Source organism: Pseudotamlana agarivorans (assembly GCF_018860245.1).
GTDB lineage: Bacteria > Bacteroidota > Bacteroidia > Flavobacteriales > Flavobacteriaceae > Pseudotamlana > Pseudotamlana agarivorans_A.
This window is the reverse complement of the sequence record NZ_JAHKPD010000001.1, coordinates 15,055-41,115: the sequence shown is the minus strand read 5'-3', so window position 1 is coordinate 41,115 and position 26,061 is coordinate 15,055. Positions and strand designations below refer to the sequence as shown.

The following is a 26,061-nucleotide window of genomic DNA, read 5'->3' as shown; positions in this document are numbered from 1 at the left end:
TCTTATTTTATCAAAACGCTTTTAAATTTAGGTAAATTTTTTAGAGTGATACCAGTACCTCTTACTACGGCACGTAATGGATCTTCAGCGATATAAACTGGTAAATCTGTTTTTTGAGACAAACGTTTGTCTAATCCACGAAGCATAGAACCTCCACCTGCTAAGTAAATACCGGTATTATAAATATCGGCGGCTAATTCTGGTGGGGTTTGAGAGAGGGTTTCCATAACCGCATCTTCAATTCTTAAAATTGATTTATCTAAAGCTTTGGCGATTTCTCGATAAGAAATTTGGACTTGTTTAGGTTTTCCAGTAAGTAAGTCACGCCCTTGAACGCTCATATCTTCTGGAGGTAATTCTAAATCTTCAGTTGCAGCTCCGATTTGAATTTTTATTTTTTCAGCAGTACGCTCACCCACATATAAATTGTGTTGTGTACGCATGTAGTAAACAATATCACTGGTGAATACATCACCTGCAATTTTAACAGATTTATCACAAACAATACCACCTAAGGCGATAACAGCAATTTCGGTGGTACCACCACCTATATCTACTACCATATTCCCTTTAGGTTGCATGATATCTACCCCAATACCAATTGCGGCAGCCATAGGCTCGTGAATTAAGTAAACTTCTTTACCATTAACGCGTTCGGCACTTTCTTTTACCGCTCGCATTTCAACCTCTGTAATTCCTGATGGAATACAAATAACCAATCGTAAAGCGGGGGTGAAGAATTTCTTTTTTAAAGCAGGTATGTTCTTAATAAACATACTCATCATTTGTTCTGAAGCATCAAAATCGGCAATCACACCATCTTTTAATGGGCGAATCGTTTTAATGTTCTCATGGGTTTTACCTTGCATTAAGCTGGCTTCTTGACCAACTGCAATTATTTTCCCTGAAACCCTATCTCGAGCTACTATAGAAGGCGCATCAACAACAACTTTGTCGTTGTGAATAATAAGAGTATTTGCAGTACCTAAATCTATCGCAATTTCTTCGGTTAGGAAGTCAAAAAAGCCCATGTGCTATTAAATGTTTTAAAAAAGTTGAAAAAACGTATTTCGTAAATGTAATAAAAGTATATAAATATACGCGATTTACGCCGTCCATTTTATGATTAAAATATCAGTTCTGAATCTTATACGTTATTCATCGGTTTTTAGACGGTTAGAACCACGTTTAAAAACCGATGAGATGTAAATTATGAATATTAATGTTTGAAATGACGCGTACCAGTCATAACCATTGCGACATCATTATCGTTACAATAATCGATGCTTAATTGATCTTTAATAGATCCTCCTGGTTGAATTACAGATGTTATCCCTGCGTTTTTAGCAATCTCTACACAGTCAGGGAAAGGGAAGAAGGCATCACTTGCCATGGCAGCGCCTTTTAAATCGAAATTAAAAGATTCTGCTTTGTGAATGGCTTGTTGTAAAGCATCTACACGACTTGTTTGTCCGGTTCCGCTAGCACATAATTGATTGTCTTTTACTAAAACAATGGTGTTAGATTTTGTGTGCTTACAAATTTTTGATGCGAATAATAAATCTGCTATTTGTGCCTCGGTTGGTGCTAATGTGGTCACATTTGTTAAACCTTCAGCGGTATCTGTAATGTTATTTCTATCTTGAACTAAAACACCGTTTAAACAACTTCTTACGTTTGTTTTTGGTAATTCAATATCGTGAATCACTAACAATATTCTATTCTTTTTACCTTGAAGTAAAGCTTGCGCTTCCGCGGAAAATGAAGGTGCGATAACCACTTCGCAGAATAATTTATGGATTTCTTCAGCCGTAGCTAAATCAATTTCTTTATTACTAATTAAAACACCACCAAAAGCAGAAACTGGATCTCCAGCTAAAGCATCAACATAAGCTTGGTGTAAGGTGTCACGTTGCGCTAAACCACAAGCATTGTTATGTTTTAAGATGGCAAATGTTGGTGCGTCATTTTTAAATTCGTTCATTAAGTTAACAGCCGCATCAACATCTAATAAGTTGTTGTAGCTTAATTCTTTTCCGTGAAGTTTTGTGAATAATTCATCAAAGTTTCCGAAGAAAAATCCTTTTTGGTGCGGGTTTTCACCGTAACGTAAAGTTTTACCGTTTTGATCGCTAATTTTTAAAACCGTTTCTTCATTATTTTGATTAAAATAGTTAAAAATTGCCGTATCATAATGAGAAGATACGTTGAATGCTTTTCCAGCAAAACGTTTTCTGTCTTCTTCAGAAATACTGCCGTTATTTGCAGAAATAAGATCTAAAAATTCAGCATAATCGTTAACTGAAGATACACAAATCACATCTGCATAATTTTTAGCTGCAGCACGAATTAAAGAAATACCACCGATATCGATTTTTTCTATAATATCTTGATTACTAGCGCCAGAAGCTACTGTTTTTTCAAACGGATATAAATCTACGATAACCACATCAATTTGTGGGATCTCATATTCTGCTAATTCAGCAACATCACCATCATGGCTTTGTCTGTTTAAAATACCTCCAAAAACTTTTGGGTGTAACGTTTTTACACGACCACCAAGAATAGAAGGGTATGAAGTAACATCTTCAACAGGAACAACTTTGATACCTAAATCGTTAATAAATTTTTCTGTACCACCAGTAGAATAAATGGTAACACCTTGTTTGTCAAGTTCTTTAACTATTGGTTCTAAGCCATCTTTACTGAATACTGAAATTAAGGCAGATTTAATTGTTTTCTCGTTGCTCATTTCTATTGTGTTATGTTTTTAATTATTTGTTTTAAAAATAATTTGATCGTGTTTATCAGTGCTTTACACTAAGTTTTGAAAATAAGTGCAAAAGTACTTATTTCTTCTAAAAAACAAGCTTTGATTTCTTAAAAAAGGTTTTCTTACGTTCAATAAAATAGTTGAAAGGTATGGATAACTCAAAATGCGAATAATGGATATTCTAGAACTTTGAGTTTAAGAAAGTATATTGGCTACTTGTTCGCATACAAATTCTAAAAATGATTCATCCAATTGGGAAAAAGGATCTGGTGTATTCGAGTCAATATCAATCTGACCAATATTTTTGCCGTTTTTAAAAATAGGTACCACAATTTCAGCCTTTACCGTAATGCTACAAGCGATGTAATTATCTTGAGCTTTAACATCTGGTACTACAAAATTACTGTGACTTAAAGCTACTTGTCCGCATATACCTTTTCCAAATGGAATCACCGTATGATCTGTTGGGGCGCCTACATAAGGACCCAAATGCAATTCTTCTTTAGTGGCATGGCTAAAATAAAAACCGACCCAATTGTAGTAAGTGATGTTTTTTTCTAGGAGTTCGCAAATACTATATAGGCGTTCATCTACTGTTCTCTGGTTATTAGAGACTATAGCTTCTATCTGTGGTTTTAATTGTTCAAAAATCATAATTTCAAAAGGTTTTGGTAAAAGTATTTAAAATGGCGTAATTTGATAATTCATTAAGATAACATTAATACATTTCATTAACTAAAAGTACAAGGCAGAGCATTTGAATAAAATAAATGCCGAAAATTTCCATTGAAGACCCTATTTATTAAATACAAGTCGGTTATAAAATTCATGCTAACTTTTTTAGGCGTTTATATTGTTTTGTCCTTGATTTATAGCTTTTACCTTAAGTTTTCCGATGGTTCTATGTATTATCCAGATTACTTTACAAATCTTGTTGGGTTGCAGACAGCCGAATTATTGGAGTTTTTTGGTTATCATAGCGAAGTTGTAAAACACACCGAAGAGCCTTCTTTAAAACTGCTTTTAAAAGGTGAATATTTAGCGCGTATCGTAGAAGGTTGTAATGCGTTTAGCGTTATTATTTTATTTATCTCCTTTATAATTGCATTTTCAGGCACATTAAAAATAACTGCGATTTATATATTATCTGGTAGTGTTATTATTTATACGATTAATTTACTCCGTATAGCGGTCTTAACTATTGGTTTGTATCATTTCCCTGAATATGATAGCATGCTACACAATGTGATTTTTCCAGGAATTATTTATGGAATGGTATTTTTTCTTTGGGTATTTTGGGTAAATCGTTTTTCTAATCTCAAGAAAAAGCATGTCTAAAGTTTATAAAATATTGGTCCTATCTTTTTTGTTCTTAATGCTCATTTTAATTCGGTATTTTGAAGATGCCTTGTTCTACGATCCATATCTTAGTTTTTTTAGAAATGATTATCTCTATATCGATAGTCCGCGTAGGGAAATTGCTAAACTTGTTGGTTTTACAACCTGGCGTTACGTTTTGAATACGATTATTTCTCTGGCTATTATTTATGTTGTTTCTTTAGATAAAAGCATGGTTAAGTTATCTGGGGTTATTTATGGACTCGCATTTATTGTTTTAATGTGTATTTATTTATACTTCGTTGTGCATCCAAGACAAGAAGATTACTATATGTTTTTTAATGTGCGCCGTTTCTTAATTCAGCCTATTATTTTAATTCTATTATTACCTGCATTTTATTACCATAAGCTTAAAAATTGAGGATATATCAAAATGTTAAACAGTTAATAAAAGGATTATAGAAATTTTCATTTTTGTATTTTTGCAACGTGTTAAAGGCATTTTTATATAAAGGTTTTACGGGTTTACTAGCTTTACTAGTATTGTTTTCAACGGTGTCGTTTACCATTGAAAAGCATTTCTGTGGCGATGTTTTAGTAGATGTTTCGGTTTTTGTCGAAGCGGATAAATGTGAAATGGAAGCCTTAGAGCTACTTCAGAAGAAAACCTGCTGTAAAGATGAAATGAATGTGGTTCAAGGTCAAGATGAACTAACATTAGCATCTTATGACGATTTAGAGTTTGAACAGCAACAGTTTCTTTACGCTTTTACACACAGTTATATTTTTGGTTTGGAAAACTTACCAAAGCAAAAGATTCCGCATAAAAATTATTCCCCACCCAAACTGGTCACCGATATTCAGGTTTTAGATCAGGTTTTTATCATTTGATTTTTAGTTTATTACAACCTTTTTTTTAGGAAACTCGTCATGTCGTACATGTTGAGTATAAGTCTATTTTTAATTTTTTTGAAAATAGTTAATGAATAATATAAATTCAAATTTTAAATAAATGAAACACATATTTTTTGTGCTTTTGCTATTGCCCACCGTGTTCTTTTCACAAGAGAAACTCGCAGGTGTAATTTTAGAAGCGAATAATAAAAACAAAAATCTTGTTTTGCCCGGAGCTAATGTTTATTGGCTTGATTCTTCAATTGGAGCCGTTACCGATATGAATGGTAAATTTAGTATTCCATATAAACCGGAATATAAAAAACTGGTGATAAGTTATATAGGGTTTAAAACAGATACGATTACCGTTGGTACAGCAAAAGCCATTAGGCATTGGCTTGAGCCAACCGATAATTTGGATGCGGTTACTGTAAAATCACGAAAACAGGCTACCTCAAAATCGTATTTACAGGCAACAAATACGTTCACGGTAAGTAGTGATGAATTGCTTAAAGCTGCTTGCTGTAATTTAGCAGAGAGTTTTGAAACTAACCCATCTATTGATGTTAACTTCGCCGATGCGGTTACAGGAACACGACAAATTAAAATGCTCGGACTTACGAGTCCGTATATCTTAATAGCCACAGAGAATATACCATCCATTCGTGGTGCTTCACAGGCATTTGGTTTAAGCTTCATTCCAGGAACTTGGGTTGAAAGTATTCAAATCACCAAAGGCGCTGGAAGTGTAGTAAATGGTTATGAAAGTATTGCAGGGCAAATAAATGCCGAATTAGTAAAACCTTCTACCGATGATCGGGTTTTCGTGAATGTTTACGGTGCTTCCAGTGCGCGTATGGAAATAAATACCCACATCAGTACAAAGGTGAGTGATAAATGGGATACCGGATTGTATTTACACGGAAACTCACACAATGCCGAGCATGATGTGAATCATGATGGTTTTCTTGATATGCCTAAGTACAATCAAATAAATTTAATGAACCGTTGGCAGTACACGAATCCTGAAAAGGGTTTTGTAAGTTTTATCAATTTGAAGTTTCTCAATGATGAAAAACAAACAGGTGAGTTAGATTTTGACCCACAAACAGATAAACTCACAACAAGGGCTTGGGGCAGTGAAATTGACACACGTCGCTATGAAGTTTCTGGAAAGTTTGGTTATGTGAATCCCAATATTCCATATCAGAAAATAGGGATTCAAGCGGCGTTTAGCAGTCATGAGCAAGACTCTTATTTTGGATTAAATCAATATGACATCACCCAGAATAGTTTATACACTAGCGCAATGTATAGTTCGATTATTAGCGATTCCCGACATAAAATAAAAACAGGGTTGAGCTATACTTACGATCATTACGATGAGTTTCTTGATGCTAAAAACCTAGATTCTAACTACGAGCGCACCGAATATGATATTGGTGCATTCTTTGAATATAATTACGATAATTTAGAAAAACTGAATTTAACAGCTGGTATTCGCATTGATCACAGTAACTTATTAGGTACGTTTATTACGCCTCGGTTTCATGCGAAATATACGCCTTGGGAGAAGTCAGCATTCCGTATGTCTTTTGGAAGGGGAAAACGTAGTGCTAATATTTTTGCTGAAAATCAACAGATGTTTGCGACGTCTAGAACTTTTAATATCTTGAATTCAAACGGAAACATTTATGGTTTAGAACCAGAAATCGCTTGGAATTATGGTGTGTCTTATTTGCAAGGCTTCAACCTGTTTGGAAGAAAAGCAGATATCACTTTAGATTATTATAAAACGGACTTTACCAACCAAGTGGTTGTAGATTATGAAAATCCTTTGGAAGTCAATTTCTATAACTTAGAAGGGAAGAGTTACGCCAATAGTTTTCAAGCTGAATTAAATTACAATGCTTTTGAGCATTTCGATTTAAGACTAGCTTATAAATATTATGAAGTTAAAACCCAGTACGACTCTGGGTTACTTGATAAACCTTTAGTGCCAAAACACCGTTTATTTGCTAATGCATCATATGAAACAGCATTAAGAGAAGGGGGTAAGCATTGGAAGTTTGACGCCACGTTTAATTGGTTAGGTACACAGCGTTTTTCGAGTACTGCAAGTAATCCAGTAGCTTATCAGCTTCCAGATTTCACACCAACGTTATCTACTTTAAATGCTCAAATTACTAGAGTATTCTCCTCAAAATTTGAGATTTATCTAGGCGGAGAAAATATAACTAACGTGAGGCAAGCAAATCCTATTTTAGCAGCAAACGATCCGTTTGGAGCAAATTTTGATACCACTTTTGTATATGGCCCTATATTTGGAGGGCTGTATTATGCTGGTTTCCGCTTAAAATTATAAATGAATTTAATGAATTATTAAAACCTATAAAAAATGAAAAAAGTAATTATAGTATTCATGTTCCTTGTAGGAACGGTGTCATTTGCACAAAACAAAAATGCTAGAACAAGTATCGAGGTGGATGGCGTTTGTTTAATGTGTAAAACCAGAATTGAAAAAGCCTGTTTTAAAACAAAAGGCGTAAAATCTGCGGTTTGGAATGTAAAAACTCATGAACTCGCTTTAATCTACGATGAAAGAAAGACGGATGTAGAAACGATTAAAGCTAGTGTATTGGCTGTTGGTCATGATACAAAAGATTTAAAAGCTACAGATGAAGCTTATAACAGTGTGCATCCTTGCTGTAAGTATCGCGATGAAGCTGTATTGGATGATCATAGTAATGATGATTAAAACATCTTAATTTTGAGCATTTAAACTCTTGATTTTAAAAACTAAAAGAGGCTGTTCAAAAAGTAATAAAGTTTGTTGTTCTGAATTTATTTTAGAATCATATCATAGTGATAATTAGTCATTATAAGGGCCTGAACAAAGTTCAGGTTGACAAAAACTTTACTTTTTAGACAGCCTCTTTTTTGAGCAATACATTGGGGGATTTCTAATAGAACAATGAAAACTTATGTTCTTGTTAGAGTACAAGAATTTAATTTACCTTTAATCGTAGGGGGTTTCGGGTGTTTTTAACAAAAATTACATTTTTATTTAGATTTATTATAAATAATTTGGAAGAAAGGATCTTGGCAATTACATTTGCCGAAAAAATAACTATTTATAATAAATCTAAATAAAAATAATGAAATTTAAAATTACTTGTTTACTGTTTTTAACACTCACTTGGTTAGGTTACTCTCAAAATAACAACCTCAAAGGTGTTGTAAATAACTCAGCTTTTCAGCCGGTGGAAAATGTTAATGTTGTACTTGAAAATAGTACACGAGGAACAGAAACGGATGTTTCTGGGCAATTTCAAATTGAAAATATTGAAACCGGTACTTACACACTAACTTTTTCTTTTTTAGGTTACAAAACCAAAGAAGTTGAAATTGTAGTATCGCCAAATCAAGATTTAGATCTTGGTGTCATCACACTTTATGAAGGTAATGAAATTCTAAATGAAGTAGTTCTTTACGGCGGGAATGGAAATAAATTCTCTAGAAAGCAAACGGCTTACGTGTCTAAATTACCTTTAAAGGATATAGAAAACACCCAAGTGTATAGTACAATAACTACTAGTTTGCTGGAATCTCAGGTAATTACAAACTTTGATGATGCTTTAAAAAATGCTGTGGGTGTAGAAAACCTTTGGACTTCAACAGGTAGAGGTGGCGATGGTGCTGGATATTACGCTTTACGCGGGTTTGCCGTTCAGCCTCAACTGGTAAATGGTCTTCCTGGTTTAACAAACGGAACTATTAACGCAGCCAATATTGAACGTATTGAAGTGATTAAAGGGCCTTCAGCTACATTATTTGGTAACGCCGTGAGTTCATATGGGGGGTTAATAAACGTGGTAACTAAAAAGCCTTTTGCCGGTACAGGTGGTGAGTTGTCGTTTACCTCAGGTTCTTATGGTTTTAATCAAATTGTTGGAGATTTTAACACCGCTCTAGATAAGGACAAGAATATTTACTTCAGATTAAATACTTCTTTTTCTAGATCTGAAAGTTTTCAGGATGCTGGTTTTAAACAATCCTTTTTTGTAGCACCGTCATTATCTTATAAGGTTAATAATAAATTGTCTTTTTCTTTCTACGGTGAAATTACTCAAGCCGAACAAACCAATCCAATGTTTTTATTCTTAAACAGAGGCGCGCCTAGTATAGCTAGTAATTTAGATGAATTAGGATATGATAATAAGTTGTCATTCACAAGTAATGATATTACTTTACAGAACCCTACTCAAAATTACAGAGTAGAAATGGATTATAAACTGTCTGATAAATGGCAGTCACAAACACTGCTTTCAAGAAGTAGTACTTCTACAAAAGGCTATTATTCTTATCTATATGATTTTGGAGGAAATCCAGTGGATACTTTTTCAAGATATATAAATAAACAAAACGCAAACACTGAAACTGCAGATATTCAGCAAAATTTTATTGGAAACTTTAATGTTTTAGGTTTGAGAAATAGAATGGTAGTTGGAATCGATTACTTAAACACCACAAGTGTGGATAACAGTACAAGTTATGCTTACTACGGAAGTGTCCAGGCTGATGGTACTACCGAAGCTGGTTATCCACTATCAACTTCCGGAATTGATGCAGCTTTAGCTTCAGCTACGGTAAATAACATAAAAACGGAGTACAATATTTTCAGTATCTATGCTTCAGATGTATTAAATATTACTGAAAATTTTTCAGCGATGGTTGGTCTTCGTTTTGATCATTTTGACAATAAAGGTGAGTTGTCAAATTCAGAAGATGATTATAATCAAAGTACATTTTCTCCAAAATTCGGATTAATGTTTCAGCCTATACTTAATAAATTATCCGTTTTTGCTAATTACCAAAACGGATTTACAAACGTAGCACCAACACTTGTTGGCGATCCGAGTGCAGGGCCACAAACGTTAAAAACTTTCGATCCTGAGCAAGCCAATCAATTAGAATTTGGTATTAAAACCAATTTGTTCTCAAACCGTTTAAATGCTACGGTAAGTTACTACGATATTAAAGTAATTGATCAAGTGATTACCGATCCAGATTCGCCTTTCAATAAAATTCAGGGTGGAGAAGTAGTGAGTAGAGGTTTTGAAATTGAGGTGAACGCCAATCCATTAGATGGTTTAAACATAAGAGCAGGTTTTAGTGATAATTTTAGTGAAACCACCGAATCTGATAACGTAAATATCTTGAATAAACGCCCGCTTGAAGCTGGACCAGAAACTTTATATAACCTTTGGGCGAATTACGAATTTCAAGAAGGACTGTTAGAAGGCTTCGGATTAGGGGCGGGATTTAATGGAGCAAGCGAGCGTTTTGCAATTAACTATGCGAGTACTGGTGAGTTTATTTTGCCAAGTTACACCGTCGCAAATGCGTCCTTGTTTTATCAAGCGAATCAATACCGTATTAGTCTAAAACTAAACAATGCATTTAATAAGGAATATTATAAAGGTTGGACAACCATAACGCCACAAATGCCAAGAGCGTTAATCGCCAACTTTACTTATAAATTTTAATGATTAATTATAATTAGCAGGTCGTTTGATAGTCGTAGGTAGTGCATTATCTGCCTTTAGTTTGAGTTAAAACTAGACTATCAAACCATCTTTTTTAAGCCTATGAAATATAGAAAACAAATATTAACACTGCACAAAATACTCGGGTTAGCAACTGGTTTGGTGGTTTTTATAGTATCTATTACGGGGTGTTGTTGGGCTTTTAAAGAAGAAATAGAAGGTTTGTATTCCGATTATAAAACGGTTGAAATACAAAATGTGCCACCAATTACAGTTACCGAAGCTCAAACTATAGCACAAGATGTTTTTCCAAATAATCATATTCATGGTGCTATTTTTGGAAAACCTGATGAAGCCATTCAAGTTATTTTTTACGACCGGGAACCTGAGTTTTATCAGGACGTATTTTTAAACCCGTATTCCGGAGAGATCATTCAGATTAATAATAACCTATCTGGTTTTTTTCCTTTTATTTTGAAAGGCCATACGCGCTTATGGTTTCCTAAAGAATTTGGAGAACAATTGGTTGGTGCTTCCATTTTAATTTTCATCATAATAATCATTTCTGGGTTTCTACTTTGGATACCTAAACAGCGTAAAAATTTAAAACAACGTATAACTTTCAATTGGAAATCGACAACACGATGGAAACGTAAAAACTTCGATCTGCATACTGTTGTTGGATTTTATATCTGCTCTTTAGCTTTAATCTTAGCTTTTACAGGAACTGTAATGTCGTATAATTGGTTAAAATATGTGGTATACAAGTCTACAGGTGGCGAAAAAGTTGCGGCTTTCATTATTCCTGAAAATAAAAGTGGAATAAAAACTAGCGATGCTTCGGAAGGCGTTGCACCTATAGACCAATTAATTCCGAAACTTTGGAAGGAGTCTCCAAACGTTGAAAATTATGAATTGCATTATCCTGAATCGGACACGTCTAGTATTTATGTCGAGGTGTCTAAAACGGCAGGTGTTTTTTATGATTCCGATTTTAGATTCTTTGATCAAAACACGCTTGAAGAAATTGAAACACCAGGAATTTACGGAAAATACAAGGATGCTAAACTTGCCGATAAAATTCTAAGGATGAATTACGATATTCATATTGGAGCCATAGGAGGAATTGTTGGAAAAATTATAGCCTTTTTAGTGAGTTTGTTAACTGCTAGTTTACCTGTAACTGGCGTTTTACTATGGTACGGGCGAAACTATAAAAAGAATAAAACACTAGACAGTTAAAAAGCGCAATAACTCGGCAATCAATAGATATTTGAATGGATGTCTTTAAGGTTTTACTATTTTTGAGGTATGAACTATTCTAAAACGCTTATAATTATCCTGGTATTTTTCGTGAGCATGACTCATGCTGTATCCTACTCGAACATACAGGTGGTGTCGTTTACTGAAATTTCATTGACTTTAGTAAGTCAGGATAAAAGCAGATCTGAAGCGTTTAAACGTCGTTTTAATAACATTCAAAAGACGTTTGCAATACAACAGGGTTTGTTTAGTTCTGGCAAGATTTCGAATTCAAAATATTTGAGACAGTTAAAAAAGCTTCGTAAAAAGGAATTAAAACTTTTTAAAGCCGTAAAGCGATATGAATTTAAAGCAGATGAGATCACCGCATATAATTTTTGGTATCGCGGCATTTTAAAGTTTCCTACTAACATCGAGCTGGAGTTATTAAAACGAGCAAAAAAAGTATAAAACTGTTTTATCTGTACCCCGTAAAAAACAAAAAACGCTTCAAAATTAATTGAAGCGTTTTTTTATAAATTATATGTTGAAATCTCTCGATTACATCATACCTGGCATACCGCCACCACCCATAGGAGGCATTGCAGGAGCATCTTCTTTAATATCAATTAATGCACATTCTGTTGTAAGAATCATTCCAGAAACAGAAGCAGCGTTTTCTAAAGCAATACGCGTTACTTTCTTAGGATCGATAATTCCAGCTTTAAGCATGTTTACATAAGATTCTGATTTTGCATCGTAACCAAAGTCTTTTTTACCTTCTAATACTTTGTTGATAACAACAGAACCTTCACCACCAGCATTTTCAACGATTGTTCTTAAAGGCGCTTCAATCGCTTTATTTACGATTTGAACACCTGTAGTCTCATCTAAATTATCAGTTGTAATTTTTGCTAAAACAGCTTTTGCTCTTACTAAAGCAACACCACCACCAGCAACAATACCTTCTTCTACTGCAGCTCTTGTTGCATGTAAAGCATCGTCCACACGGTCTTTTTTCTCTTTCATTTCAATTTCACTTGCAGCACCTACATAAAGTACAGCAACACCACCAGCTAATTTAGCTAAACGCTCTTGAAGTTTTTCTTTATCGTAATCTGAAGTCGTTGTTTCTATTTGTGCTTTAATTTGGTTAACACGTGCTTTAATCGTTTCACCATCACCAGAACCGTTTACAATAGTTGTATTGTCTTTATCAACAGTTACCGTTTCAGCTGTACCTAACATACTTAAATCAGCATTTTCTAAAGTGAATCCTCTTTCCTCAGAAATTACAGTTCCACCAGTTAAAATCGCGATATCTTCAAGCATTGCTTTACGTCTATCACCAAATCCTGGCGCTTTTACAGCAGCAATTTTTAAACCACCACGTAATTTGTTAACCACCAAAGTAGCTAAAGCTTGTCCGTCTACGTCTTCAGCGATAATTAATAAAGGACGACCAGATTGAGCCACTGGCTCTAAGATTGGAAGAATTTCTTGTAAGTTAGAAATTTTCTTATCGAATAATAAAATGTATGGATTTTCTAAATCGGCAACCATTTTATCAGAATCTGTCACGAAGTAAGGTGATAAGTATCCGCGGTCGAATTGCATACCTTCAACAACATCAACATACGTTTCCATCCCTTTAGCTTCTTCAACAGTAATCACACCTTCTTTTCCAACTTTAGTAAAAGCTTGAGCGATTAACTCACCAATAGTATCGTCGTTATTTGCCGAAATAGCAGCAACTTGTTTGATCTTTTCTGAAGAGTTTCCTACTTTTTGAGCTTGCGCTTCAAGGTCTTTAGTAATGGCCTCAACTGCTTTGTCGATACCACGTTTTAAATCCATAGGATTAGCACCAGAAGCCACGTTTTTTAAACCTTCTTTTACGATAGCTTGAGCTAAAACAGTAGCAGTTGTTGTTCCGTCACCAGCTAAATCGTTGGTTTTAGAAGCAACTTCTTTTACCATTTGCGCACCCATATTTTCGTGAGCGTCTTCTAATTCGATTTCCTTAGCAACCGATACACCATCTTTAGTTACCGATGGGGCACCAAAACTTTTACTAATAATTACGTTACGACCTTTAGGACCTAAAGTTACTTTTACTGCATTTGCTAATGCATCAACACCACGTTTTAAACCGTCGCGAGCTTCAATATCAAATTTTATACTTTTTGCCATGATTTGCTTATTTTCTTTTCCCGCACAGGCGGGAATCTGTTTAATTATTGTTTACTTTTTTGTTTGATGAGATTTCCTCTTTTAGCTATATGCTATAAGCTTTTGGCCTTATGCCATTAGCTTGTTAATTTAATTTTTGTTTTAAGGAATAAATTTTTCTTTTTATTGTATTAATCTCATTGCTGAGTTGGTTAAAAGAAGCTTCATCAATATATTTCAAATCTTTCGATAAAATAATTAGATATTCCACTTCTGAAGCTGAGCCTGAAGCAATAGTTAAAAAGCGATTAAATTCGGGGTCACTATCTCTTCCACAACCTTCACTAATATTAGTAGGTATAGACGAGCTTGCTCTACGTAATTGGGAGGTTACTCCGTAAAGTTCTTCCGAAGGGAAAGATTTTGTAAGTGCATATATTTTTAAGGTAAATACATGACTTAAGTTCCAAATATCATATTTTTTAAAATCTCTCATAGAACCGCTTTTTAGCTTATAGCATACAGCTTATAGCCTATTATACAATCGCAAGAATATCACTCTCACGCATGATTAAATAATCGTTACCTTCAAGCTTTAAGTCTGTTCCAGCATATTTGCCATATAAAACGGTATCTCCAACCTTAACCGTAATTGGTTCATCTTTGGTACCTGGTCCAGCAGCTACTACAGTTCCTTTTTGAGGTTTTTCTTTGGCGTTGTCTGGAATAATAATTCCTGAAGCAGTTTTAGTTTCGGCTGCAGCTGGTTCAATAAGAACGCGGTCTGCTAATGGTTTAATGTTTAATCCCATTTTGTTTATATTTTAATTATTAAGTTTATAAATACTAGGTCAATTTATACGAAAAATGTGCCAATAATATATAACTGACAAACTTGCAGAAACAAAAAATGCCAACTATTTAAGTTGGCATTTTTGTCTTGTTTTATGTGTGCGAATACTATTCTGCTTCCTTTGCTGGAGCTGCATCGTTAGTCGCTGCAGGAGCATCTGGTAAAGCTACCGGAGTAGAAATCGCTTCTGTATCTAAAGCTTTAGACTCATTGTTAGAAGGCCCTCTATTGATTGCTACGTTAGAAGCTAAAATTAATACCAATAGTAAGGTTGCCAAGTACCAAGTACTTTTGTCTAAGAAATCTGTGGTTTTCTTTACACCACCTAATTGTTGTGTTCCTCCACCACCGAAAGATGATGATAATCCGCCACCTTTAGGGTTTTGAACCATAATTACTACGATAAGTAAAAACGCTACCACCACTATAAGGACTAAAAATATTGTAAACGTACTCATTATTTTTTATTGTTTTGTTCTTGTAATTGCTCTACTGCTCTAATTTGGTTTGCAAAGAAACTACTTTTTTCTGGATATTTCAAACTTAAAATTTTATAAGATTGAATTGCCTTTTTAAAGTTTTTTTGTTCGACGTAAATACGCGCTAAAGTCTCTGTCATTAGGGCTTCCGGCTGGATCATTTGGGCTTGAGCCAAATTTCCTTTCTGTAATAAGGGTTTTGTCGGACTAATTTTTGGGTTTTCAGCGATGAATTTATCGATAAGTTTAAACTTTTTTTCCTTTTCTAAATCTGTAGAAAGCGCTGTTTCAGCAAGTTTGTCCGCCGTTATTACAGGTTCTATTTTTTCGGGAACTCTTTCAATAGGTGCAAAACGTGTTAATTGTAGCCATTCATTAAAAGAATGTGATTCCTTTTTATCGAAAGGAAGTGGTTTTCCCAATTCTAACACGGCTTCAACTGAAGCGTTTTCCGTTTCAACTGATTCTTTTGGAGTTTCTACTGTTTTAGTAAGTGTCTCTTGTAGAGGGGGTTCTTTTAATGTTCTGGCTTCTTTTGGTTCAAAAAGGCTAGGATCTAATACACCATCGGTATCGCTAATTTGTTGTTTTAAAACATCGTCAATAGTCACTTTTTTGTCAACGGAAAGATCTTCTATTTCTACAGGAATATTTCCTAAATAAGAACTGTTGTTTTTAATGGTTTCAGAAATTTCATTTTGTGTAAATATTTCTGAAGTTATAAAGTCAAATAGAATACTTCTATCGGCTGTATAGGCTGCAGTATTTTTAAGTTCTTGGTTGTATTGTAGGCTACTTTGGTCTTTAAGGCCTTTAAGGTAAATGGCGCGAGCCGACTGAAAATAGGGGTACTTTGTGATTACGGACTTAAGTCCTTCAGTTTGTTCGTTGGTTAAAACTTGAGGGTTTTGGAGAATTTGTATGTAATCTTCTTGGTTCATTGGCCTTGCCAAATTTAGTGATTTTAAGTTTTTAAGTTTGATGTTACCATTTCGCTAATGTTGCGTTGAAAATATCTTGAGTAATACGTTCAAATATTTCTTCGTGTGCGATTGTTTTTTGAGTACCAACAAGTTGATCGGTTCCTGGGTAATCGTAGAAAAATGAGAAACGTTGTTCTAAATCATCTTCCTCTTTCTTTTTATTAAAAAACCTTAGACTTACACTTATAGTTAATCTGTTTTGTGCTGCGATTTGATCTGAGGTTGCCGTAGTTGGAGATATTCTATATTCTGTAATTTCTCCTTCGTAAACTAAATCGCCCCCAGAAGGTACTAAGTTTAAATTGGTTTGATTCTGAATTAAATCTTCCAAAGCCAGTTTAAAGTCACGTTCCAAACCTGGCTCTACAAGAAGCGCAGTGTTATCAAAACGATTAACTTGATAGGTTGTTACACCAGCAGGAATAGAAGCGCCTGTAAATGAATAGATGCCACAGCCTAAGAATGTTAAGCTAAATACGGCAAGGGCTATGTGTTTTAAATATTTTTTCATTCTGAATAGCTATAACTTAATAAGCTGATTTTTATGGTTATGAAACTTGTTTAAAGATCATATTGTTTAATTTTTCGGTATAAGGTACGCTCGCTAATACCCAATTCCGCGGCAGCTAATTTACGCTTTCCTTGATGACGTTCTAGTGATTTTTTAATGAGTTCTAACTCTTTTTGATGAAGCGATAGGGTTTCTTCTTCTTCAATTTCTTCAGCAAAATGATATTTATCTTGAATAGGCGTAATGTCTTCTTCAACAGGGTGTTCTGCAATGGAAAGAAGTTCGGTGCTTGTGTCTAAGGATTCTTCATAGTCGGTATCCTCATCGTCATTTTCTCCATAAATTTTCTGAATTAAACTTTCGTTGTTTTTTTCAACATCCTTGGTGTTGCCGTTTTTCATCAACTCCATAGTGAGTTTTTTCAAATCGTTCAGGTCTCCTTTCATATCAAAAAGGATTTTATATAGAATCTCACGTTCACTACTAAAATCACTCTCCGATTTTGAGGTTTTAATAACAGCGGGCAAATTAGTTGAAGCTGAATCTGGCAAATAACCACGTAGAATTTCTGAAGTAATGGTTCTATTTTGTTCTAAAACCGAAAGTTGTTCGGCAATGTTTCGTAACTGACGGATATTACCACCCCAACGGAACTTGGTAAGCATTTGTATGGCGCTATCGCTAAGTTTTACGGTAGGCATTTTGTATTTTAAAGCAAAATCGCTGGCAAACTTTCTAAACAATAAATGGATGTCTTCTTGGCGTTCGCGTAATGGCGGTAAGTTGATATCTACGGTACTTAAACGGTAGTATAAATCTTCACGAAATTTTTCTTTCTCAATGGCTTCAAACATATTCACGTTTGTAGCGGCTACAATACGTACGTTGGTTTTTTGTACTTTACTAGAACCTACTTTAAGGAATTCTCCATTTTCTAAAACACGTAATAAACGAACCTGTGTCGTTAGGGGTAATTCGCCAACTTCATCTAAAAAAATGGTTCCGCCATCGGCGACTTCAAAATAGCCTGCTCTGGTTTGGGAAGCACCTGTAAAAGCCCCTTTTTCGTGACCAAAAAGTTCACTGTCTATGGTGCCCTCGGGAATCGCGCCACAGTTTACAGCGATGTATTTGTTGTGTTTTCTATGTGATAATTGATGAATAATTTTAGGAATACTCTCTTTTCCAACACCACTTTCTCCAGTAACTAAAACCGAAATATCTGTAGGCGCTACTTGAATAGCCTTTTCGATAGCACGATTTAATGCTGGTGTATTCCCAATAATACCAAAACGTTGTTTTATTGCTTGAACTGATTCCATATTTTTCATTTCCGTGAAAACGGAAATCTTTTTTATTAGTTATTAATCTAATTTCTATTGCGCCTAGCTGTTTTTACATAATATCAAATAATCAAATTTGAATTACGCCTCAGTTCCCCCTTCGGGGGTTAGGGGGCTCGCCTCTCCAATTAAGGTGGCACTTGTGCAATCGGTTACCTTTACATTTACAAAATCACCAATGTTGTAATCGGCTTTAGGGAAAACACACACGATGTTTTGTGAGGTTCTTCCAGACCATTGTTGGGCAGATTTTTTTGATTCTTTTTCGATTAAAACTTCAACTACGGTGTTTAAATATTCTTTAGTTCTAATTTCACTATGAACGCGTTGTAGGTCTACGATATCTTGTAGTCTACGTTTTTTAGTTTCTTCAGGAACATCATCTTCCATGTTTCTTCCAGCCATGGTACCTGGGCGCTCTGAATACGTAAACATATACCCAAAGTTGTATTTTACGTACTCCATTAAGGAAACGGTATCTTGAAAATCTTCTTCTGTCTCTGTAGGGAACCCAACGATCATATCCTGACTGATGGCGCAATTTGGAATAATGCGACGAATGTTATCAATCAATGCGAAGTATTCTTCACGTGTATGCAAACGGTTCATTGCTTTTAAAACACGGTTACTACCACTTTGCACCGGTAAATGGATGTGATTGCAAATGTTATCGAATTTTGCCATCGTTTCAATCACATCAAGCGTTAAATCTTGAGGATTGGATGTTGAAAATCGAATGCGCATTTTAGGTTGTGCTTTGGCGCAAATTTCTAACAAGTTTGAAAAGTTTACAGCCGTCGCTTTTTGGATATCACTAGCTTTTTCAAAATCTTTTTTCAGGCCGCCACCATACCAAAGGTAACTGTCTACATTTTGTCCTAAGAGGGTTATTTCTTTATAACCTCTGTTCCATAGGTCGTTTACTTCTTCAAGAATACTTTGTGGATCACGACTACGTTCACGACCACGAGTAAAAGGAACCACACAGAAGGTGCACATATTATCACAACCACGGGTTATGGATACAAAAGCAGTCACACCATTCGTGTTTAATCGCACAGGTGATATGTCGCCGTAAGTTTCTTCCTTGGAAAGAATCACGTTTATAGCATCTCGACCTTCGTCAACTTCAGCTAAAAGATTTGGTAAATCTTTGTAAGCATCTGGGCCAACTACTAAATCGACAATTTTTTCTTCTTCAAGAAATTTTGTTTTTAGGCGTTCTGCCATACAGCCTAAAACTCCAACTTTCATTTTCGGGTTTAGGTCACGTTTAACAGCGTTATATTTTTCTAAACGTTTACGTACGGTTTGTTCTGCCTTGTCTCGAATAGAACAGGTGTTTACTAAAACCAAATCGGCCTCTTCTAGTTTTTGAGTGGTGTTAAAACCTTGGTTCGCCATAATAGACGCTACGATTTCACTATCACTAAAATTCATGGAACATCCGTAGCTTTCAATAAAAAGTTTACGCTTGTTTGTGTCTTTTTGTTCCAAAACTAAGGCTTCTCCTTGTTTGTTTTCGTCTATAATCTTTTCCATAATTTACTGAAACCTTTTATCGGTCAATAAGCACGCAAAGATACAATATAATTATCATTTGTGACAAAGTGACAGTTTGATTTTAGCACACTATTAAGATAGTTTTAATGATTCGTGGTCGATTTACTTTCGGTTGTGTTAAAATAAATTAATTTTAACCCCAATTAACCATAACCGCTTACTTCAATGCCTACACTTGAAAATTTATTTGAAAAAATTGAAAATGCCAAAGACTTAGAATTTGGGACTATTATAGATGAAGTGATTTCGTTATTTAAAAAAGTGTGGCAAAAAGGCTTGGTGCTTGTTTTGATAATAGTGGTGTGCGCTGGGGTAGCTAGTATATTATTTAACTTAATTGGTTTGAATACAACTACAGAATTAAATATTGAAGCAGGTTTTAATGTGGATGATTTGGTAAATACTTATTCTAAGAATGTGTTGTACGCCATTCCGCAAAACATATTAATAAGCACTTTAACCATGGCTTTCCTAGCTGGTTTTTATAGAATTTGTAAACATGTGATATTTGACGAAAATGTAGAAGATGATTATTTCTATTTTTTTAAACATGGCTATTTTTCAAAACTTTTAACCCTTGGAATGATCCATACGGGAATATCTACCCTAGCATTGTTTCTATTTGTAATACCTGCTATATATGTATATGTGCCGTTAGGATATATTACTGTATTTTTTGCTTTTAATCCAGATTTAAGTGAGATAGAAATTCTAAAAGCCAGTTTTAAATTAGGAAACAAAAAATGGTGGTTATCCTTTGGGACTATGTTTGTGGCTGGTTTGATGGGGGTATTAGGCTTTTTAGGTTGTGGTATAGGTATTTTATTTACCATATCCATAGCGTATTTGCCAGTGTTTTTTATTTACAAGGAAGTTATTGGTTTTGGAAGGAAAAGTGCCATTGATGAAATCGGGGCTTCATAATAAATAAGACTTGTTTTTCATTAAAAAGACCTATTTTAATACTGTTAAAAGCAGGTTTGTAGGCTGAAATAATTTACAGATTATAACGAATATGCTACAGATAACGTTTTTTTGATATACATTTGTAGCTTCAAAAAATGAAGTATGGCGAAGAATTTAGTAATCGTAGAGTCACCTGCAAAGGCGAAAACCATTGAAAAATTTCTAGGTAAAGATTTTAAAGTAGAATCAAGTTTCGGACATATATCCGATTTACCATCGAAAGAATTAGGGGTTAATGTTGAAGGTGATTTTAAACCAAAATACGAAGTTTCAAAAGATAAGAAAGCAGTTGTAAAAAAACTGAAAGACTTAGCGAAGAAAGCAGAAATGGTTTGGCTAGCAAGTGATGAGGATCGCGAGGGAGAAGCTATTGCATGGCATTTAGCGGAAACACTAAAACTAGATAAAGACAAAACCAAACGTATTGTTTTTCATGAGATTACTAAAACGGCTATAAAAAAAGCAATTGAAAACCCTAGAGGTATAGATTACGATTTAGTTGATGCGCAACAAGCGCGTCGTGTGTTAGACCGTATAGTAGGTTACGAATTGTCACCTGTGCTTTGGAGAAAAGTAAAGGGCGGACTTTCAGCAGGACGTGTGCAATCTGTTTCGGTACGTTTAATTGTTGAAAAAGAACGTGAAATTGAAGGATTCACACCTGTAGCTTCATATAGAATTGATGCCGAATTTTCAAATGAAGATGGGCAGACGTTTAAAGCGAAACTTCCGAAGAACTTTTCTTCTAAAGAAGAGGCTCAAAAATTCTTAGAAAAAAACGCAACAGCAGATTTTAACGTTGCCGATTTAACAAAAAAGCCAGCTAAGAAATCACCCGCTGCACCGTTTACCACGTCAACACTTCAGCAGGAAGCATCTCGTAAATTGTATTTTTCAGTAAGTAAAACCATGACAATGGCACAGCGCCTTTATGAAGCTGGTTTAATTACTTATATGAGAACCGATAGTGTGAATTTATCTGATGAAGCGCGTAAAGGGGCTGAAGCAGAAATTAAAAATGCTTACGGAGACGAATATAGCAAGCCAAGAAATTTTAAAGGGAAATCTAAAGGAGCTCAAGAGGCGCATGAGGCGATTCGTCCAACTAATTTCGCAACACATTCTGTTGATATTGATAGAGATCAAGCGCGTTTATACGATTTAATTTGGAAACGTTCGATTGCTTCGCAAATGAGTGAAGCCGAACTTGAACGTACTAATGTGAAAATTGAAGCGTCAACACATAAAGAAACTTTTACTGCAAACGGAGAGGTGATTACTTTCGATGGGTTTTTAAAGGTTTATTTAGAAGGTACCGATGATGAAGATGTAGAACAAGAAGGCATGTTGCCAGCAATGCGTGTTAATGAAAAGCTATTAAATAGCTACATTACCGCTACAGAGCGTTATACACGTGCTCCGGCAAGATATACAGAGGCTTCTTTAGTTAAGAAGTTAGAAGAGTTAGGTATTGGTAGACCTTCTACTTATGCACCAACCATTTCAACCATTCAAAATAGAAATTATATTGAAAAAGGTACAGTTGAAGGTGTGGAACGCGCGTATACGCAGTTAGTATTAAGTGAAGGAAACGTAAAGGATAATACCCTTTCGGAAAAAGTAGGTTCTGATAAAGGAAAGTTAGTTCCAACAGATATTGGAATGATTGTTACCGACTTTTTGGTGAATCATTTTGATGCGATTTTAGATTATAATTTCACAGCAAAAGTTGAGGCCGATTTTGATGAAATCGCCGAAGGAAACGAGAACTGGATTAAAATGATGAAGGCTTTCTATAAAGACTTTCATCCGGTGGTGGAAGATGTAAAAGAAAATGCCGATAGAGAATCTGGAGAACGTATTTTAGGTAAAGATCCTAAAACAGGTAAACAGGTGAGTGTGCGTTTAGGGCGTTTCGGACCCATGGTTCAAATAGGAACTGTTGATGATGAAGAAAAGCCGCAATTTGCCAGTTTAAGTCCAGATCAACAATTAACAACCATTACTTATGAAGAGGCTATGGATTTATTCCAGCTTCCAAAAACATTAGGTAATTATGAGGGTGAGGAGGTTTTAGTGAATAATGGCCGTTTCGGTCCTTATGTGAAGTTTGGAGAAGCTTATGTGTCACTTCCTAAAGGAACAGATCCGCTAAGTGTAGAAATAGACGATGCCATTGTTTTAATAAAAGAAAAGCAAAAAGCAGATGCCCCTATATATATGTATAACGATTTGCCAGTTCAAAAAGGTAAAGGACGTTTCGGACCATATATTAAATGGAACAATATGTTCATTAACGTGAACAAAAAATACGATTGGGATGATTTGTCCGATGAAGATATTGTTGAATTAATTGAAACAAAAATTCAGAAGGAAATCGATAAGGTGATTCACAATTGGGAAGATGAAGGTATTCGTGTTGAAAAAGCCCGTTGGGGAAGACATAACGTTTTAAAAGGTAAGATTAAAGTTGAATTACCTAAAACTGTTGATGTTTCTGAAATGAGTTTGGAAGAAGCTCAAGGCATTATTGAAGCCGCAACTCCAAAGAAAAAAGCAACTAAAAGAAAGCCAGCAGCTAAAAAGAAGCCTGCTGTTAAGAAAAAGCCCACCGCAAAAAAGTAATATAGATATATGAATTTTAATTTTCTTTCGCCTGTTTCAGATTTAGTTTTAGCACATAACGAATTACTTTCAACGCAAGCTCTAGGAAGAAAACTTAAAATACATTCTGCGCAACATGGTATGCCAGACCTAGACGATGTTGATATTGCTATTATTGGTGTTTTAGAAAACAGGAATGATATTAATTATATTGGGGAAGAGTTTCAACTGCATGAAATTCGTAAATCTTTTTATAGTTTATTTCCAGGAAGCTGGAATTTGGGTGTAGCCGATTTAGGTGATATACACAAAGGGGAGAGTGTTGAAGATACTTATTTTGCCCTAAGGGAGGCGATTAGCTTGCTGTTGCAAAAAAAGATAATTCCTATTATTCTAGGTGGTTCACAAGACTTAACTTATGCCAATTACCGTGCTTACGACGATTTAATCCCTATGGTTAATATCGTTAATGTCGATGCGCAATTTAATTTGGGCGACTCTTCAAAGCCTATAAAAAATAACAGCTTTGTTGGTAAAATTATTTTAGATGAACCTTACAATCTTTTTAACTACGCGACGATCGGATATCAAACCTATTTTAACTCCCAAGAGGAGCTAGACTTGATGGATAGTTTGTATTTTGAATCTTATAGGCTAGGACAAGTATCACATGATATCACATCGGTTGAGCCTGCATTACGCGATGCAAATATTGTAAGCGTCGATTTAAATGCAGTAAAAGGCTCTGAATTAGGTTTAAATCAACGTTATTCGCCAAACGGGTTAGATGGAAAAGAAATTTGTGCCATCGCTAGGTATGCGGGTATAAGTAATAAAGTGAGTTCTTTTGGTATTTATGAATACAAACCTTCAAGAGATGATGATATGACCTCTTTATTAATTGCACAAATGATGTGGTATTTTATTGAAGGTGTTAATTATAGGGTTCTGGATGATGATTTTTCAGATGACAATAGTTATCAGAAATTTATCATACTGGTTGAAGATGAGTCACTTGTGTTCTATAAGAGCAATAAAACAGGTCGTTGGTGGATTGAAATACCATTTTTATCGGAAGTTAATAATAAATTGAAGCGTCATACGTTATTACCATGCATGCATCAAGATTATAAAGATGCCTGTAATAATATAATACCAGAGCGTTGGTATAAAGCATTTCAAAAAAATAGTGTCTAATTGTTAAAGATCAACCTGAGGAGACTACCGTTTAAGTGTTATTTTTTCACGATGAAACGTTATTTTTTTAGATAAATAGTTGTTTTTTAAAAAATATATAAATATGTTTACGCTCTCGGAATCGAAAAGCTAAATAAATTAACCTCGAGTTTACTATGGATATGAAGAAGTTATTATTATTAACCGCAGTGTTAGCTGTTCTTGCCAGTTGTGGCTCTAAAGACAGAGGCGAACTAGTTGGTGTGCAAGGAAAGAAATGGCATCCAGAAAAACCTTATGGAATGCAACTTATTCCTGGTGGTGCATTTATTATGGGTAAAGCTGATGATGACCTTGCTGGTGTACATGATGCCCCTGCAAAAACTGTTACTGTTAGGTCTTTTTATATGGACGAAACAGAAATTACAAATAGTGAATACCGTCAATTTGTAAACTGGGTAAGAGATTCGATCGTAAGAATGAAATTAGCTGTTTTAGCTGATGAAGTTGGATTAACACCAGATGATGGTGGTATTGGTGAATTTGCGTTTAAGGATGTTGATACGACCGATATGTCTGTTTACGAAAAGTACATGTTCGAAAATTATACAGGACTTGGACCAACAGGTTATGAGGGGAGAAAAATTAATCAAGATATAGATTTAATTTTAGATACTGCTGAATATCCAGATGAGTACTATACAGAGGTTATGGATACGATGTATTTGCCTTTAGAAGAATCTTATAATGGACAACGTACTTGGGATGTTACCAAATTCAAGTTTCAGTATAACCATATGGACATACAAGAAGCTGCTAAGAAAAGAGGTGTTAAACGTAAGGATGTTATCATAAAAGAAGAAATTGAAATTTATCCAGATACAACCGTTTGGATTAGAGATTTCGCTTACTCATATAATGAGCCAATGCATAACGATTATTTTTGGCATGATGCTTATAGTGATTACCCTGTAGTTGGTGTGACTTGGAAACAAGCTAAAGCGTTTTGTGAGTGGAGAACACTTTGGAAAAACATTTACCAAAAATCTAAAAGAGGATCTGCTGCAGTAAATACGTTCAGATTGCCATCTGAAGCCGAATGGGAGTATGCAGCCAGAGGTGGGTTGCAAGCAGCAACATATCCTTGGGGTGGACCTTACACTAAATCTGATAGAGGATGTTTTATGGCCAACTTTAAACCTGTACGTGGTGATTACGCTGCCGATCAAGCTTTATATACGGTTGAAGCAAAGTCTTACGATCCTAACGATTACAACTTATACAATATGGCTGGTAATGTATCTGAATGGGTAAATGCATCTTATGATCCATCTGCCTACGAGTACACTTCTACAATTAATCCAAGTGTAAACGATGCGGAAAACCAACGTAAAATTGTAAGAGGCGGGTCTTGGAAAGATGTCGCATACTTCTTACAAGTAAGTTCAAGAGATTATGAGTATGCAGATTCTTCAAGAAGTTATATAGGCTTTAGAACTGTTCAAGATTATATGGGGACACAAGTAACAGCGAACGGTCAGAAGTAAATCATATTTATAACCAATTCATTAAACAAAATAATTAAAATTAACCTACTAAAAATTTAAAACCGAAC

At 34.9% G+C, this 26,061-nt stretch carries 23 protein-coding genes; 12 read left to right on the top strand and 11 right to left on the bottom strand.

The window, feature by feature from the left end; all coding sequences use genetic code 11:
• Window positions 1-2: 2 nt before the first annotated feature.
• The 3 genes from KO493_RS00165 to KO493_RS00155 all read right to left on the bottom strand — a co-directional run bounded on the left by KO493_RS00165 (window position 3) and on the right by KO493_RS00155 (window position 3,427).
• Window positions 3-1,031 (bottom strand): rod shape-determining protein, encoded by a 1,029-nt coding sequence (locus KO493_RS00165; protein WP_216065934.1) that lies wholly within the window; start codon window positions 1,029-1,031, stop codon window positions 3-5.
• A gap of 188 nt (window positions 1,032-1,219) precedes the next feature.
• Window positions 1,220-2,752, bottom strand: coding sequence for a bifunctional phosphoribosylaminoimidazolecarboxamide formyltransferase/IMP cyclohydrolase (gene purH, locus KO493_RS00160; protein ID WP_216065933.1), 1,533 nt, complete (start codon window positions 2,750-2,752; stop codon window positions 1,220-1,222).
• 216 nt (window positions 2,753-2,968) lie between these two features.
• Window positions 2,969-3,427: a GAF domain-containing protein gene (locus KO493_RS00155; RefSeq protein WP_216065932.1), complete on the bottom strand. Its 459-nt coding sequence runs from the start codon at window positions 3,425-3,427 to the stop codon at window positions 2,969-2,971.
• A 132-nt stretch (window positions 3,428-3,559) separates the two neighbouring features.
• Here KO493_RS00155 and xrtF point away from each other — a divergent pair, with 132 nt between their 5' ends.
• The 8 genes from xrtF (at window position 3,560) to KO493_RS00115 (ending at window position 12,267) form a co-directional block, all read left to right on the top strand.
• The gene (xrtF, locus tag KO493_RS00150) at window positions 3,560-4,111 is read left to right on the top strand and encodes an exosortase family protein XrtF (RefSeq protein ID WP_216065931.1); all 552 of its coding nucleotides are present in this window, start codon (window positions 3,560-3,562) and stop codon (window positions 4,109-4,111) included.
• Window positions 4,104-4,532 carry an exosortase F system-associated membrane protein gene (locus KO493_RS00145; RefSeq protein ID WP_216065930.1) on the top strand — a complete coding sequence of 143 codons (429 nt, stop codon included), beginning with the start codon at window positions 4,104-4,106 and terminating at the stop codon, window positions 4,530-4,532. The genes xrtF and KO493_RS00145 overlap by 8 nt, the downstream gene beginning before the upstream one ends.
• Before the next feature lie 68 nt (window positions 4,533-4,600).
• Window positions 4,601-5,002: an HYC_CC_PP family protein gene (locus tag KO493_RS00140; RefSeq protein WP_216065929.1), complete on the top strand. Its 402-nt coding sequence runs from the start codon at window positions 4,601-4,603 to the stop codon at window positions 5,000-5,002.
• Window positions 5,003-5,123: 121 nt separating this feature from the next.
• A complete protein-coding gene (locus KO493_RS00135) occupies window positions 5,124-7,370 on the top strand; it encodes a TonB-dependent receptor (RefSeq protein ID WP_216065928.1) in 2,247 nt (748 codons plus the stop codon).
• 33 nt (window positions 7,371-7,403) lie between these two features.
• Window positions 7,404-7,763 carry a heavy-metal-associated domain-containing protein gene (locus KO493_RS00130; protein ID WP_216065927.1) on the top strand — a complete coding sequence of 120 codons (360 nt, stop codon included), beginning with the start codon at window positions 7,404-7,406 and terminating at the stop codon, window positions 7,761-7,763.
• A 400-nt stretch (window positions 7,764-8,163) separates the two neighbouring features.
• Entirely contained in the window at window positions 8,164-10,554 is a 2,391-nt protein-coding gene (locus KO493_RS00125; protein WP_216065926.1) for a TonB-dependent receptor, read from the top strand.
• 102 nt (window positions 10,555-10,656) lie between these two features.
• The gene (locus tag KO493_RS00120; protein WP_216065925.1) at window positions 10,657-11,796 is read left to right on the top strand and encodes a PepSY-associated TM helix domain-containing protein; all 1,140 of its coding nucleotides are present in this window, start codon (window positions 10,657-10,659) and stop codon (window positions 11,794-11,796) included.
• A 69-nt stretch (window positions 11,797-11,865) separates the two neighbouring features.
• Window positions 11,866-12,267 (top strand): hypothetical protein, encoded by a 402-nt coding sequence (locus KO493_RS00115; protein ID WP_216065924.1) that lies wholly within the window; start codon window positions 11,866-11,868, stop codon window positions 12,265-12,267.
• Window positions 12,268-12,357: 90 nt separating this feature from the next.
• Here KO493_RS00115 and groL read toward each other — a convergent pair whose 3' ends face one another.
• The 8 genes from groL to miaB form a co-directional block, all read right to left on the bottom strand.
• A complete protein-coding gene (gene groL / locus KO493_RS00110; protein WP_216065923.1) occupies window positions 12,358-13,989 on the bottom strand; it encodes a chaperonin GroEL in 1,632 nt (543 codons plus the stop codon).
• 124 nt (window positions 13,990-14,113) lie between these two features.
• A complete protein-coding gene (locus KO493_RS00105; protein WP_216065922.1) occupies window positions 14,114-14,464 on the bottom strand; it encodes a four helix bundle protein in 351 nt (116 codons plus the stop codon).
• A 40-nt stretch (window positions 14,465-14,504) separates the two neighbouring features.
• Entirely contained in the window at window positions 14,505-14,780 is a 276-nt protein-coding gene (locus KO493_RS00100) for a co-chaperone GroES (protein WP_216065921.1), read from the bottom strand.
• 148 nt (window positions 14,781-14,928) lie between these two features.
• Window positions 14,929-15,279, bottom strand: coding sequence for a preprotein translocase subunit SecG (gene secG, locus KO493_RS00095; RefSeq protein ID WP_216065920.1), 351 nt, complete (start codon window positions 15,277-15,279; stop codon window positions 14,929-14,931).
• The gene (locus tag KO493_RS00090) at window positions 15,279-16,241 is read right to left on the bottom strand and encodes a hypothetical protein (RefSeq protein ID WP_216065919.1); all 963 of its coding nucleotides are present in this window, start codon (window positions 16,239-16,241) and stop codon (window positions 15,279-15,281) included. The genes secG and KO493_RS00090 overlap by 1 nt, the downstream gene beginning before the upstream one ends.
• Window positions 16,242-16,284: 43 nt before the next feature.
• Window positions 16,285-16,794: an LptE family protein gene (gene lptE / locus KO493_RS00085; protein WP_216065918.1), complete on the bottom strand. Its 510-nt coding sequence runs from the start codon at window positions 16,792-16,794 to the stop codon at window positions 16,285-16,287.
• Between the two features lie 50 nt (window positions 16,795-16,844).
• Window positions 16,845-18,116 carry a sigma-54 interaction domain-containing protein gene (locus KO493_RS00080; protein WP_216065917.1) on the bottom strand — a complete coding sequence of 424 codons (1,272 nt, stop codon included), beginning with the start codon at window positions 18,114-18,116 and terminating at the stop codon, window positions 16,845-16,847.
• A 102-nt stretch (window positions 18,117-18,218) separates the two neighbouring features.
• Complete coding sequence (gene miaB / locus KO493_RS00075; RefSeq protein WP_216065916.1) at window positions 18,219-19,679, bottom strand: tRNA (N6-isopentenyl adenosine(37)-C2)-methylthiotransferase MiaB; 1,461 nt, start codon at window positions 19,677-19,679, stop codon at window positions 18,219-18,221.
• Window positions 19,680-19,865: 186 nt separating this feature from the next.
• Here miaB and KO493_RS00070 point away from each other — a divergent pair, with 186 nt between their 5' ends.
• The 4 genes from KO493_RS00070 to gldK all read left to right on the top strand — a co-directional run bounded on the left by KO493_RS00070 (window position 19,866) and on the right by gldK (window position 25,993).
• Entirely contained in the window at window positions 19,866-20,624 is a 759-nt protein-coding gene (locus KO493_RS00070; RefSeq protein WP_216065915.1) for a hypothetical protein, read from the top strand.
• Window positions 20,625-20,768: 144 nt separating this feature from the next.
• Window positions 20,769-23,291 carry a type I DNA topoisomerase gene (gene topA, locus KO493_RS00065; RefSeq protein WP_216065914.1) on the top strand — a complete coding sequence of 841 codons (2,523 nt, stop codon included), beginning with the start codon at window positions 20,769-20,771 and terminating at the stop codon, window positions 23,289-23,291.
• A gap of 9 nt (window positions 23,292-23,300) precedes the next feature.
• Window positions 23,301-24,467: a formimidoylglutamase gene (locus KO493_RS00060; protein WP_216065913.1), complete on the top strand. Its 1,167-nt coding sequence runs from the start codon at window positions 23,301-23,303 to the stop codon at window positions 24,465-24,467.
• Window positions 24,468-24,622: 155 nt separating this feature from the next.
• Entirely contained in the window at window positions 24,623-25,993 is a 1,371-nt protein-coding gene (gldK, locus tag KO493_RS00055) for a gliding motility lipoprotein GldK (RefSeq protein WP_252723115.1), read from the top strand.
• The last annotated feature ends 68 nt before the right edge of the window (window positions 25,994-26,061 follow it).